This is a genomic window from Nocardia sp. GP40, assembly GCF_050434125.1.
GTDB classification, from domain to species: Bacteria; Actinomycetota; Actinomycetes; order Mycobacteriales; family Mycobacteriaceae; genus Nocardia; species Nocardia albiluteola.
Window position 1 is genome coordinate 35673 of the sequence record NZ_JBNPVW010000009.1, and the last position, 12369, is coordinate 48041.

General features: G+C 65.5%; 11 protein-coding genes and 1 pseudogene. 4 read left to right on the forward strand and 8 right to left on the reverse strand.

The annotated features are described in order from the left end of the window. Window positions 1–204: 204 nt before the first annotated feature. From ABH933_RS25625 to ABH933_RS25635, 3 genes are read right to left on the reverse strand one after another with little or no spacing between them, the layout of a single operon-like run. Window positions 205–561, reverse strand: coding sequence for a hypothetical protein (locus ABH933_RS25625; RefSeq protein ID WP_429426371.1), 357 nt, complete (start codon window positions 559–561; stop codon window positions 205–207). Then, window positions 558–1877 (reverse strand): helicase-associated domain-containing protein, encoded by a 1320-nt coding sequence (locus tag ABH933_RS25630; RefSeq protein ID WP_429426369.1) that lies wholly within the window; start codon window positions 1875–1877, stop codon window positions 558–560. The genes ABH933_RS25625 and ABH933_RS25630 overlap by 4 nt, the downstream gene beginning before the upstream one ends. Before the next feature lie 10 nt (window positions 1878–1887). Then, window positions 1888–4305 carry a TOTE conflict system archaeo-eukaryotic primase domain-containing protein gene (locus ABH933_RS25635; protein ID WP_429426367.1) on the reverse strand — a complete coding sequence of 806 codons (2418 nt, stop codon included), beginning with the start codon at window positions 4303–4305 and terminating at the stop codon, window positions 1888–1890. Between the two features lie 99 nt (window positions 4306–4404). On the opposite strand from ABH933_RS25635, the gene ABH933_RS25640 reads away from it, so the two are divergent. Beyond that, a complete protein-coding gene (locus ABH933_RS25640) occupies window positions 4405–5607 on the forward strand; it encodes a hypothetical protein (protein ID WP_429426365.1) in 1203 nt (400 codons plus the stop codon). 503 nt (window positions 5608–6110) lie between these two features. Here ABH933_RS25640 and ABH933_RS25645 read toward each other — a convergent pair. The 4 genes from ABH933_RS25645 to ABH933_RS25660 all read right to left on the reverse strand — a co-directional run bounded on the left by ABH933_RS25645 (window position 6111) and on the right by ABH933_RS25660 (window position 8626). After that, window positions 6111–6836, reverse strand: coding sequence for a class I SAM-dependent methyltransferase (locus ABH933_RS25645; RefSeq protein WP_429426363.1), 726 nt, complete (start codon window positions 6834–6836; stop codon window positions 6111–6113). A gap of 61 nt (window positions 6837–6897) precedes the next feature. Further along, on the reverse strand, window positions 6898–7221 hold the full coding sequence (locus tag ABH933_RS25650; RefSeq protein WP_429426361.1) for a hypothetical protein: 324 nt from the start codon (window positions 7219–7221) through the stop codon (window positions 6898–6900). Window positions 7222–7526: 305 nt separating this feature from the next. Next, complete coding sequence (locus tag ABH933_RS25655) at window positions 7527–8414, reverse strand: alpha/beta fold hydrolase (protein ID WP_429426360.1); 888 nt, start codon at window positions 8412–8414, stop codon at window positions 7527–7529. After that, the gene (locus tag ABH933_RS25660) at window positions 8411–8626 is read right to left on the reverse strand and encodes a hypothetical protein (RefSeq protein ID WP_429426358.1); all 216 of its coding nucleotides are present in this window, start codon (window positions 8624–8626) and stop codon (window positions 8411–8413) included. The genes ABH933_RS25655 and ABH933_RS25660 overlap by 4 nt, the downstream gene beginning before the upstream one ends. Before the next feature lie 934 nt (window positions 8627–9560). Here ABH933_RS25660 and ABH933_RS25665 point away from each other — a divergent pair. Next, window positions 9561–9989 (forward strand): annotated as a pseudogene (locus ABH933_RS25665) (IS110 family transposase); the annotation flags it as partial. A 279-nt stretch (window positions 9990–10268) separates the two neighbouring features. Here the strand turns inward: ABH933_RS25665 and ABH933_RS25670 are convergent. Next, window positions 10269–10751: a MarR family winged helix-turn-helix transcriptional regulator gene (locus ABH933_RS25670; RefSeq protein ID WP_429426356.1), complete on the reverse strand. Its 483-nt coding sequence runs from the start codon at window positions 10749–10751 to the stop codon at window positions 10269–10271. 108 nt (window positions 10752–10859) lie between these two features. Between ABH933_RS25670 and ABH933_RS25675 the strand changes: the two genes are divergently transcribed. Together ABH933_RS25675 and ABH933_RS25680 are read left to right on the forward strand one after the other, a co-directional pair. Continuing rightward, complete coding sequence (locus ABH933_RS25675; RefSeq protein WP_215922755.1) at window positions 10860–11204, forward strand: EthD domain-containing protein; 345 nt, start codon at window positions 10860–10862, stop codon at window positions 11202–11204. Between the two features lie 136 nt (window positions 11205–11340). Beyond that, on the forward strand, window positions 11341–12204 hold the full coding sequence (locus ABH933_RS25680) for a dioxygenase family protein (RefSeq protein ID WP_429426354.1): 864 nt from the start codon (window positions 11341–11343) through the stop codon (window positions 12202–12204). The last annotated feature ends 165 nt before the right edge of the window (window positions 12205–12369 follow it).

Sequence of the window (12369 nt, forward strand, 5' to 3'; positions counted from 1 at the left end):
CTTAGCTCCACCATGAACAAAGCTGCAGGTCAATAGCCTGCAGCTCCCTCGTTTCGTGCTCATTGCACGAACACTGTCGACAGAGGATTCGGTTCTCGGGCGGGGCCCCTGCAGATGGGAAGGACAACGAGCCGGACTATTCATGACGGCTGGGTTTCCAAAGCCGATCTTCCGCTTCGACTCCGACCTGGTTTGGGGGTCGTGCTACCTGTTCCAGTGGCGGTAGGCCTCGATCCATTCGGCTCCGTCCGGGAATGGTTCCGGTAGTGGTAGATCCAGGATCAGTATTCGCTGACGGGACTTTCCGCGGCGGCAGACGGCCACGATGCCGTTGTCGATGGTCAGGTCCACACCGGTGACCGTGACCGCAACGTCGAGGACTGTTGTCTGGAACGGCATCGCGAGGTGGGTTTCGATCATGGTATAGAAGCCTGTGACGTATTCGCTGTCGTTGTAACAGTCGACGGTGGCTTCGTCGATCATTTCCTGCAGCTCGGCCCGGGTCGGTGCGGGACGACGTCGAACAGGGGTGGTGGTGTCGGGTGCTGGTTGATCGTTCATGATTCGGTACCCGGGGTAGGCAGGATATGCCCACGTGCGCGGAGTCTGCGGCGGAACTCGGGCAGCCGGTCGGGCCTGATGGCCAGGTGGCGGTCGCCGATGGGCTGGCACAGGGTGCGAAGCGTGCGGTCGCGGGCCAGCAGTGTCGCGGTCGCCGGGTCGGCGCATTCGATCAGGCGGACGCTGCCGAGATCGGCGAGTCGGCCGGCGCGTTGCTCGGCATCGCCGATCAGTACCCGGAGCGTGTCCGGCAGTGGCTTGGTGGAGCAGGCAAGCAGGAAATCCATGAAGTCGGCCAACCGGCGGCCGGCGTCGATCGCTGTCAACAGGCTGTCGGTGGTGATCGTCCAGACGCGGTCGCTGGTTTGCTCAGCGTGGGCGCTGAGCAACAGGCGGTCCGCGGCAGATATGTCGCCGCCGATGACGACGTCGTGGTTGGACAGAACTGTCAGCTCCCGCGTCCTCTTGTTGGGGGCGGGTGTGTACTGGTCGGCGAGGCCGATGGCGTAGCGCCCCAGCGCAGTCCGTTGTATCGCGTTCAGTCCGTCGTAGCGGCTGAGGAATTCCAGATCGTCACTGCCCCACTGGTGGTGGTAATCGGTTCGGGCGCCGGCCGGTTCGGTGTAGTCGATGTCGATCAGGCCGAGAGTGGCGGCGTATTCGAACAGCACGGCGAGGGTGTAGCGGCCCTCCAGGATCGGCCAATCGCCGTAGCCGGAGTATCCCATGCTGCCGTACTCGGGGTCGACGAGGTATAGCTTCCATCGGGCTCGGTCGCTGCGGGTGATGGTGGGGTGTAGTCCTTTTCGTTGCATGGTGCGGAAGAGTTCGTCGATGCCGATCCAGTCGTCGGGTACGCAGTGTTCGAGTGCGCTGGCTACGGTGGCGCGGCGAGTCTTGGCGGCGGTGAGGACGTTTTTTGAGCGTTGCCCCTTGATGTGCTCGATTCGGGAGAACTCATCGACAACCGCATGCGCGGGCCAGCGCCGCCACAAGTGCGCGATGACGTCGGCGGGTGATTTCCGCAGCGCGGTGCGGCCTTTGGGAGTGAGCTGCAGCTTGCTGGCGGAGGTGGTCGCGAGGCCGCCGGCTTGCAGCAGTAGTGGCCAGGCGAATGCGGAGATCGGTTCGTCGGGATAGAAGTCGCCGTCGGCCAGCGCACCAGCGATAGAGCGGACGGTTGCCGCGGCGGGCCGCGATGTCTTGTCGCTGCACCGTAGTTGGCCCGCAGCGGCCAGTTCCAGTACGGCTCGGACGTTGGCCAAGGCCTCCTGCTCGGTCTGTCGCATCGTGCTGGTGGTCTCGGGGGCAACCATGGCAGCAACTCTATTCGAGCGCAACAGCGCTGTCTCGGGCGTTGTCGTCGTCTCCGGCGTGGTCATTTGCTGGTGCGGCAGGTTGTCGGGCTCGGGTCTTGCGGGGATCGGGAAACCCGAGGGTGACGTAACCGGGGGCGCGTTTGTGCAGTGTCGAGGCGAGAACGGGAGTGTGCTGGTCGTGGTAGTCGTGGACGGTGGCGGTGTCTTTTCCGGGGCGGGGTCGGGTGATGCGGCCGACGTATTGAACGAGGCGGCCTTTGAAGGTGATGGGGGCGGCGAGGAACAGGGTGTCGAGGGCGGGGCAATCGAAGCCTTCACCGATGAACGAGCCGGTGCCGGCGAGCAGGAGCGGGGTCCCCGCGTTCGTGCGGGCTGCGATGGTTTCGGTGATGGCTTGCCGGTCACGGGCTTTCATGCCGCCACGGAGGATGACGATGTCGTTGCAGCCGGCTGTGGTCAGTCGCTCGACGAGGGCGTGAAGGTGGTCGATCCAGGTGGTGAGGACCAGGATGTTGGCGTCGGCGTGGTGGGCGGCGAGCACGTCGGTGACGATCTGTCGCAGGCGATCTTCGTCGGTACGGAGGGCCCGGTAGATGTCGGCCATTCCTCCTGGATCGGTGGGGTCGGCATTGCCAGTATAGGTGAACGTAGTGGGGTGGATGTGCAGGACTGGGTGTGGTGCGGGTGTTTCGCCGTTGCTGGGCAGTTGTCCGGGGGCGGTGGTTTCGACGGTGTGGGTGCGGGATCCGAGTTGGTGGTAGATGAGGTCGTCGAGTTGGTCGCGACGGTATGGGGTGGCGGTGAGTCCGAGCCAGTAGCGGGCCGGGATTTGGTTGAGTACATCAGTGAAGGCCGTCGCAGCGATGTGATGGCATTCGTCGACGACGACGAACCCGTAGCCAGTGGTGAGTTCGGCGACGTTCGCGCGCCGGGCGCGAGTCGGCAGGAGCGCGATGTCGATGATGCCGGTGGTTTTCGATCGGCCGCCGCCGATCTGGCCGCAGCGAATGGCGAGGTGGTCGGCGATACGGGCGCGCCATTGGTCGGCGAGGGCTTTGCGGTCGACCAGCACGAGGGTGCTGGTTGCCCGGGCGGCGATTGCGGCGCAGGCGATGACGGTCTTCCCGGTTCCCGGCGGGGCGACGAGGACGCAGGTGTCCTCGCAGGTGACGTCGCGGACCGCCGCATCCTGCTCCGGCCGTAGTGTCATGGTGGTGGTGTAGGACTGTTCGGTGCCGTTGGTGCGGTTGTCGTCGAGATGTAATGTGCTGCCAGCGGATTCGATGAGCCGAGTGAGCAGCGGCAGCAGTCCGCGTGGCAGGATCAGATCTCCCTCAACGGTCTCGTCGTAGCTGCGCAGGAAACGCGGTGTGTCCCAGGTGCTTCGGCGGGCCCGTTGCCGAGTATAGAACTCGGGGTTGGGAATCGCGGCGGCGTGTTTGACCGCTGAGATCATCGCCGGACCGAGATCGGCGCTGGTGAGCCGGAGCCGGGCGCCGAACTCTGCACGCACGATCGGGGCCGGGCGGGGCACGATGCGCGAGGAGTCCGGCAGCTGCAGCCGCCGCACATCGTGCCCGGTCTTCGGTTCCGGTAGGGCGGCCGCCAAGACGGTGACCTGTTTCGGTGACAAGCGGGGAATGCTCGACAGGTAGGCCCATTGATCATCGAAGGGTTCGAGCGTAGCCGGGTCAAGGAACAGGGTGGTGCCGTGCTGTCTGCGTGCACCGTTCAGCGGCGCGGCGATCAGATTGCCGACGCCGCGGCCGGTGTGGGTGTCCTGCGACGGGAACAGCCGATCGTAGCTGGACAGGTTCATGCTTCCGCGCAATTGGATTGCCTCGGTAAGGAGGCCGGTAGCGATGCGTCGCGCCGCGGTCGCCGGAACTGCCTGGGCGAAGAAGATCCACACGTGCGCACCGCGACCGGACTGGGATACCTCCAGAGCTGCGGGGATGTCTTTGGCGCGAGCGGCTTTCAGATAGGAAAGGGCGTCGAGCATCGCGGTGTCCTTGTCGAAGTCCGCAGCGACCCACCAGCAGGTGTCGTCATCGGCGAGCGGGTACAGCCCGATGTGGCGCTCTCCCCGCAGGTGTCGATCCACCATGTCACTAGTCAGCGGCAGGTACGGTGCCTCCGTTGGAGACATGCCTTTGCGCCACCGGCCCCGGATCGCCGGAACCCAGCCGGACCGACCATCCTGCTGGTTTTCCCATCGCACCGCATACACGTCCGGGCGGCATCGGAACAGATCCAGATAGAACTGGACCTTCTGTTGCGGCGTCGACCGCATATCGACCCGCGACATCGTCGCTGTCTGATCCGGATCGGCAGCTCTCGCCTGCTGCTCGGTCAAATCCAACAGCCGGCGCAGCCGGGTGTTCTCCGCCCGCAAGGCATCCAATTCGCCGGGGTAGCGCTCCACGGGCTACCAGTCTGCCTCCCCGATGCCGGTCTCTTGTTTCCGAGCCCGCAGAGCCCCAGCTAGATCGGGGAATTACTGTGGCGCAATGACAATCATGATGTGGGCAGAATCTGCGCTGTCGAGGTGGCGGTGAGCGAGTACCAGTACTACGAGTTCGTGGCCGTCGACCGGCCGTTGGATGAGCGGGCGCAGGCGCAGGTGCGGGCGTTGTCGACGCGGGCCCGGGTCACCAGCACTACGTTTGTCAACGAGTACCACTGGGGCAACTTCCGCGGAGTGCCAGACCGGATGGTGGAGCAGTATTACGACGCACATCTGTATCTGGCGAACTGGGGTTCTCGGCGGGTAATGCTGCGGCTACCGAAGCGGGTGCTGGATCTCGACATGGTCGAGCAGTACTGCCTCGACGAGCATATGGCCGCCTGGACGTCCGGTGAGCACTTGGTTGTGGATATGGCCAGTGAGGACGATGAGGCCGAGTGGGATCGCGACCCCGAGTCGTGGCTTCCGGCGATCCTGGGTGTGCGGGCAGAGTTGGCCGCCGGTGATCTGCGCCCACTGTATCTGGCGTGGCTGGCCGGTTACGGGAGCTGGGAGCGCGAGGAGTGGGCGTTCGACCGCGACCACGACGACGAACCCGAACCAGCGGTGCCGCCGGGATTGGGCGAGCTCACCGCTGCTCAACGCGCCCTTGCCGACTTCCTTCGGCTCGACGACGACCTGCTGACGGTGGCCGCCACGGCGAGTCCGCCGCTGCGGCCGGCGGCCGATGATCCGCAGGCCCTTGCAGCGTGGATCGCCGATCTTCCGGCCGCCGAGAAGAATCAGCTGCTGGCACGAGTGGTCGCAGGCGATGCGGCGGTTGTGGGTATGGAATTGCTGCGACGGTTCCGAGGCCCCCGGGTCGATCAGCGCGCGGAGCCCGACGCCCGGACGGTGGCCGACCTCCTCGATGGCGCGGCGCGGCACCGGGCAGAGCGGGAAAACCGCGAGGAAGCCGCCCGTGAGGCCGAACGCGCTCGCCATTCGGCCGAGCAAGCAAGGCGGCGCGAGCGGCGTCTCGACGAGTTGGACCAGGACGAGGAAACCGCGTGGGAACGAGTGGAGACGTTGATCGCGACCGTGAAGCCGCGCGAATACGACGCCGCCGTCGCCATCCTGACCGACCTCCACGCCGTGGCCGAGCGTTCCGGCCGGCAACAGGCATTCGGCCAGCGGGTGGTCGCGCTACACAACCGGCATTCCCGGAAACACGCGTTCATTGCTCGGCTCGCCGCCTCCGGTCTCAGCCTCAGATCTTGACCATGGCAACCGGGAACGGCCACGGATGTGGCCATTACCATCAGGCATCATCGATCACCACCCGACGCCATGTGGCGAATGCCCACAGGCTTGATCCGGATCTCAGGCCCCACCACCGTCAGGGTGTTCGGGTTGTGAAGCGTTAGGCCCACAGGATGGCAAAGTCGCAGGTCAGCGGCCTGTGACTTTGTTGCATATGTGTAGTTATCCGAACCGTTCCGTGCTTCAGCGCGCATAGCCGAGGCATGTCGTGCACAAGCTTCTGGATGGGCTCGTGGCTGGTTGAGCGCTCATGCCGATGAGCATGCGGTTCGAGCCGGTCGCGGCGTCTGACGAGTCCGGCGATGATCCGGCCGTGGGGACTGACACCGCGGGGTGAACAAGGGATTGGGGACTTTTACCTGGCCGCCAGCGGCGACCTACCACCGGCCGCCAGCGGTGACTCTGTCATGGCCACGGACTGAATGAGCCGTAATGCCGACTGTGGTGTCCTCGGAGCTGGTCTAAGACGTCTTATCGGCGATGAACACGAACTCTCGTCCGGGACGGTCGGGCGCGTCTCGAACGTCTCGGACCCGGTACCCGTGAGCGAGCAGGTCTGCCTCGATTTCCGCCCGGTGGCGGAACCGCAGCGTCGACTCCGACACGATCACGGCGCGGTCCGGGGCGAAGGTATAAGTGTGCCGGAACGAGACAAGCGGGAGCCGTACGGCAGTGCCATCGAGACGCTGCTCCACGCGTCCGACGCCGAGGACATCACGGACCACAGGACCCGTGCGGGCCCAGTCCTCCCAGGCACGCCGCTCGGGGCGTCTGGTCTCGAAAACGAGGTGGCCGCCTGGTCGCAGAGCTCGACCGATGGCGTTCAAGGCATTGGACCACTCGTGGTCGGTCACGAACACCTGCGCTACATTCCCGCTCATGACGGCCAGGTCGGCACCTGTCGCCGGTACGTCCGTGGCATCGCCGTGCAGCCAGGTGATACCCGGTGGCGCGTCTTTCGCCTTCGCGACCTCGAGGGATGCCTCGGCTGGATCGATGGCCACCACCGTGCGACCCGCGCGCGCCAGCAGCACAGCGAGAGTGCCGGTCCCGCAACCGATATCGAGGACCGTCTCGGCGTCGAGCTCGTCGGCGAGATCGATATAGGCGAGCAGATCCTTGCGAGCGCCCTCGAACTGGTCATAGATCAACGCCAGACGAGAGTCGGCGAAGATCGCATCAGGCACTGGGTGACCGTATCCCTGCACGTGCGGCCCGCACCACCGATTTGCGTGTGTCCGTGGTGGGCTACAACGGTTTCCGTGCTTGCGCTGCCAGCACGGTCGGGGTGGGTGTCCGCACGGCGAAATTCTCGAGGACGAGGCCGCCGATGAAGGCTGCGCTGGGCGCTCGGTCGTCGATCGCCTGGTGCGGCGACCGGACCCGGGTGCGGACGTGTCGCAGTAGCGGGTCGGGCCCAGCGAATGCGGTCTTGAATACCTCTCCGCGGAAGCAGGGGCCGTTGTCCGACACCACCGCGATCGGCGGGGGCGCCACCGGGCCGATCCGCCAGATGCCGCCGCCGGTGGTTTCGAATTCGCCGAAGTCGGTTTGCCGGACTCGGTTGCGCATTGACCGATCTGCTGCGGATCAGCGCCAACGAAGCGCCCCGGCGAATCGAAAGTTGCTGGCAGACAGCATCACACACGACGCTTCATCGATGTCGACGGCTCGCTGCCGACCTCGATGCCACCCTGCCGGACAGCGGATCTCACCATCCGGGCGAGAGCCGACTCGGGTGGCGCCGGCATGGGCCGCATGGGATTCGCAGTGGAGTTCATCAACCACGCCGATCACGATGGCGGCGGCGCGGGCTTCGGGGAGAGCTTCTCCGCATCGCCGCCTGTCGGGGTCGCGCGCCAATCGACCCGTGTCGATCACCCTTGCGACGCGTGTCGCCGGATGACGTCGTAGACGCGCTCGGGGTCCTCGATCTGGGGGTAATGGCCCAAATCCGGCAGGCGGGTCACCACGGCGTGCGGGCGAAGGCGCAGTACCGCCTGGAGCACGGCCTCGGTGCAGATGGGGTCCAGCTCGGCCCAACCCAGCTCCAGCCGGCCGGGCCAGGTGCGTAATGCGTTGTGCCAGCGGTCGGAGGTCGGTGGAGTAACGCGTTCGTGGTTGTAGTAGATCAGCTTGTCCAGCATGCGGTGACCATCGTTGCAGGCCAGCAGCGACCACTGGTCTGCCGCTTCCTCGGCGCCGAGCGGGTGCGCCCGGGAGAAGATGCCCCTGAACGAACGGCGGTAGGACGACTCGGTGGTTAGCCGCGTGACAAGCGGCCCGAACCGGCTCAGCAGGAGTTTCTGTCCCCGCAGCAGGCTGGCCCGCTCCCGGACCAGGCTCGCGTTGAACAGCAGCGCCGACTTCAGTGTGAACGACAATGTGCCGTCGATGTCGCGTGCGATGATCTCGGTCGCGACCGAGCTGCCCATATCGTGGGACACCATGACGACCGGCTTGCCCGCGAACCGTTGCGCCAAATCCTCGGCAATGTCGGCCTGTATTCGGAGCGAGTACTGCTCATCCCGCGGTTTGTCCGACAGTCCGTAGCCGAGGAAATCGAACACAACCAGTGGATGCCCGTCGATCAGGTCGAAGGCGTCTCGCCAGTCGTAGGAACTCGACGGATATCCGTGCAGGAACAGCAGCGGCGGTAGATCCGCGGCTCCCGCGCGCTCGCGTAGGAAGATCTTGTGGCCTCCGACCTGCTCGAACGTGCCCGATCGCTGCCAGGCTGCGACCCGTGGGGTCAGGTTCGTCATCTCCACCCTCCGTGGGGTCCAGTGGTTGCTTGTGTCCCGCGTGAATTCCAACCGTGCCGGTGTAGCCTGTCGGCGCCGTCGAGCAGCAGATCGAGGGCGAATTCGAACTCAAATTGCTCGTCGCAGCCCTGGCCGACGCCGGAGACGTCGCCGGTCGCGGCCGTTGCGATTTCCAGGATATGCGGGTAGCGCCGGCCGAATTCGGTCACCATCGCCTGTAGTGCCTGCGGGTCGGGGGCGGAGTGTCATCGTTTCCCGATTCGCGCCTCGCGGATCGTCGTCCGTCGTCCGGATCCTGTCCGCGATCACGGGAAGATCCGGGGCGATGAGCGCCGCCAGGGCCAGCATGTCCTCCCGTATTGATCCGGCCGTCCCGATGACCAGGTACCGCCGCTAGATCGCTACCCAGCGCTTGTCGCCCACCCGATGTCCTTCGTCCAGCAACTCACTGACCGAACAGGTCTTATACCCGACCCCGCCGACATGTCCGATCCGCCGAAGCCCGGAGCCACACTGCCCTATTCGGCCTTCGCCCATGAACCCCTGCACATTCCATCGAGCCCACCGTAATCGCCCGAGCGCTCTGTAATGGCTCCCCTACTTATCCCTGAGCGATCGATCCAGCGGGTGGATATCTGACCTTGCCTGGGCCCGTTGAGGTCTTGCTGTAGGCGTGATGCTGGTCCCGTCGGATCGATCGCTCTCGCCCCAACCGGCTGCGGTGACCCCTTCTTGGCTCCCTTGGGCCGTGGAGTCCTCCATAAAGGCAGCGGGCGCCGTAACTGGATCGGGTGAGGTACTGCCGCCGGGATCTGTTCGCACCTTCTGGGATTCGAGCCCTCAGTGCAGACCGGGACGAAGGCGACAGTTTCAGCGGCCGTTGTCTGCGATTGGGATTGTTCGTGGTTCGAGCCCGCCCGCATGAGCAGACGCCCCACTGTTCGCGAGCCGACAGAGCTCTGGAATAGACCGGCGCCGTGCGGGTGAGCTGGGATCGCGAACAGCTCATCGCCAGGCAAGCCCAAATAGAGGCTCGTAAGTAGGGCGCTGCGCGTTCTCGCCCGGGTTCGACCAGCGGAAAACACCTGACGGAGGAATGGATTGAACCGATACTGCGGAATCGACTGGGCCTAAGGACACCACGACATCGCGATCGTCGACCATGACGGGAAGCTGTTGTCCAAGAAGCGAATCGGTGACAACCCCACCGGCTTCGCCGAGCTGACCCAGCTGCTCGCCGACGCCGGCGACATCGACGACGACCCGATCCCGGTTGCGATCGAAACCCCTCGCGGGCTCATAGTCGCGGCCTTGCGCGCCTGCGGGCGGCCGGTGTTCGCGATCAACCCGATGGCGGTGGCCCGCTATCGCGAACGCCACTCGGTAGCTCGTGCCAAGTCCGACCATGCCGACGCGGTGACCTTGGCCAACATCCTGCGCGTCGATGCCCACCTGCACCGCAGGCTTCCCACTGACAGCGAGCTGGCCCAAGCCATCGCGGTCCTGGCGCGCGCCCAGCAAGACGCGGTCTGGAGACGGACGAAGGCCAACCCTTCGGTGTCACCGTGCGTGCGCCTACCGGCTTGATCCGGAGCGTCGGCCCTTCGGCTGTGGGGTGGTTCGGGTTGATTAGCGTTAGGACCACAGATTGGCAAAACCGCAGGTCAACGGCCTGCGGTTTTGTTGCGTTCGGGTCGTTATCCGAACCATTTCCGTGCTGGAGCGCGCACTGCCGATTACAGGATGTGCCGCGGGCTGTGAGGCCAGCGGTTTCCAGGAGGCGTTGTGAGCCGCAGCCAATCACGTCGCGCGTCGTGAAGCAGAGGCCGCGCGGTGTGCGTGCGGTGAGCGCACTTACCCGGTGGGACCACCGGCGGTCTCCCGCCGCACGGTCTCAGCGATGCTGGAAAGTGCCGTGCCGAGGTGTCGGCGCTGCACGGTGGTCAGCGGGTCGAACACGAGTCGGCGCACGTGCGCGACATGTCCCGGCGCGCTGTCGACCACCTTCTGCCGGCCATCGCCGGTCAGTGTGGCCAGGGTGTAGCGGCCGTCGCTCGGGTCGATTCGACGAACGATCCACTTCCGTGCCTCGAAGCGGTCCATCAGCTTCGACAGTCGCGGGAGAGTGCTGTCACAGCCCCGGGCCAGCTCACTGAGCCGCATGGTGGCCTGATCCGCCATCGACAACCGGGCAAGCACGCTGTACTCGAAGTTCGAGATGCCCGCGTCACGCTGCAACTGACGGTCCAGGGCCGCAGGCAGCGCGATCGCGACGGTGAGAAGGTCCTGCCAGAGTTCCTGCTGCTCGGCGTCGAGCCACGGCGTCGGTTCGTCCATGCGGCCCACACTACTTGCCCAGGCAACAAGTATCAGTTGCCTGGGCAAGTGAATCGGTCTACCTTATGAGTTGCCCAGGCAAGTCAAATTCGATCTCGAGGAGTCCTAGTGATCAAGCTCAGCATCTTTCTGACCCGGCGGGCAGACCTCACCCACGAAGAGTTCGTGGATTACTGGACGCAGAAGCACACGCCGCTGATCGCGAGCGTGCCCGGCGGAGAGGTCCCAGTCCGGCGCTACGTACAGCTTTTGCCCACCAACGACGAGATCCCCGGCGTCAACACGGCCGTCTACGACGGTGTCGCCGAGGTATGGGTCGACGACATCGGCGACGCCGCCCGCTGGTTCACCTCCGACACCTACACCACGACCATCGCCGCGGACGAGGAGAAGTTCATCGACCGCTCCCAGACTCGCTTCCTCTACACCACCGAGACCCCGATCTTCGGCTGAGCACCGCCGTCTGCGACGACTCGCCGCTCCGGGTCCAGCCGTCGGCCACAGGTGAACTCCCGCAACGAGTCCCGGGTGACCTGAGGATCAGGCCACCCGGGCCGCCCCCGCCCCGTCCGGTAAGGAACCACACACCATGACCACGCTGCCCACCGCTCGCATCCCGGCCGGGGCCTACGACGATCACCTCGCGCGGGTCCTGCCTCAGAGCCACGAACAGCGGCTCTGGGTCCCTGCTGATGGGGCGCTGCCGAGCCTGTTCATCAGCCACGGAGCGCCCTTCACTCTCGACGACCCGCAGTGGCTCGACGACCTGTTCGTGTGGGCGCAGTCCATGCCCAAACCGAAAGCCATAGTGATCATCTCAGCGCACTGGGAGGACGCACCGGCCGCGATCTCGGGCACGGCGGCGGGCATCCCGCTCTACTACGACTTCAGCGGATTCCACCCCCGCTACAAGACCCTGCCCTACGCGACCCCGGATTCGACCGACCTCGCCCGTCGGCTCGAGTCCACGCTCAGCCCGGCGACCACGGTGCATCAGCACCCGGACCGAGGTCTCGACCATGGCGCGTTCATCCCCCTCATGGCCATGTATCCCGCAGCCGACGTTCCGGTCGTCCAGCTGTCGATGCCCAGCCTCGATCCCGCGGCGTTACTCGAGTTCGGGGCACATCTGCGATCCCTGCGCGACGAAGGCATTCTCGTCATCGGCTCGGGCTTCATGACCCACAGCTTCGAGGTCTTCCGCCGCCCGGAACTTGCCGCCTACACCAAAGCCTTCGATGAGTGGGCCGTCGACGCACTCGGGCGCGGCGATGTCGATGCCCTCACCGACTACCGGCGCAAGGCGCCCGGCGCCGCGGTCGCCCACCCGACAGCCGACCACTATGTGCCCCTGCTGGTCACAGTCGGCGCCGCGAGCGACCCCGGCAGTGTCACCACCACGATCGACCGCATAGTCATGGGCAACTCCATCCGCTCGGTGCAGATGAACTGAGGGCCCTGCCAGGATCCCACGCCATCGACGAGACCGATGCCTCTGCGACAGTGTCAGGTGGTTGCGCGGACGATGGCCAGACAGTAAGCGGCGCAGGCGTTCTAGCCTTCGGCGCGAAGATCTGGCATGACCGGTGATGGCCACCGGGGTGGCCATCCTCGGTTC